The sequence below is a fragment of the Phenylobacterium kunshanense genome (assembly GCF_003254525.1).
GTDB classification, from domain to species: Bacteria; Pseudomonadota; Alphaproteobacteria; order Caulobacterales; family Caulobacteraceae; genus Phenylobacterium; species Phenylobacterium kunshanense.
On record NZ_QFYS01000036.1, the window covers coordinates 1 to 500 of the forward strand.

General features: G+C 70.0%; 1 protein-coding gene. It reads left to right on the forward strand.

The features are described from left to right. Positions 1-420, forward strand: a 420-nt coding sequence (locus DJ019_RS20675) for a plasmid pRiA4b ORF-3 family protein (RefSeq protein WP_133255346.1), incomplete at its 5' end; no start/stop codon positions are given. Positions 421-500: the final 80 nt, after the last annotated feature.

Sequence of the window (500 nt, forward strand, 5' to 3'; positions counted from 1 at the left end):
CTGCCGATGGACGAGGACTGGGGGACCGAGCCCCGCAAGGACGCGGCCAAGGTCCGCCTGTGCGAGGTGCTCGGGCCCGGCAAGACCATCATCGACTACACCTACGACTTCGGCGACAGCTGGGAGCACAGGATCGTCGTCAGCAACATTCGTCCCGGCGCACCGGCCGTCCGCTATCCCCGCTACCTCGCCGGCGAGCGCAACGGCCCGCCGGAAGACTGCGGCGGCGTCCCCGGTTTCTACGACCTGCTCGACGCCCGCGCCGATCCCAAACACCCCAACCACGCCGACGCCACGGCCTGGCTCGACGACTACAACCCCGACACCTTCGAAGACCTGCCGATCAGGTTCGCCCTCGGCCGGATGGCCGCCCGCCGCAACTCCGCCGCGGCCCGCATCAACAAAATCCCGAAAGCCTGACCCGCGCGCCCGCGGTGCTCACCGGATGGGTACGAGGAGAGCTCGGCGTCGTCGGAGAGCTCAGGCGCGACGACGAGCGG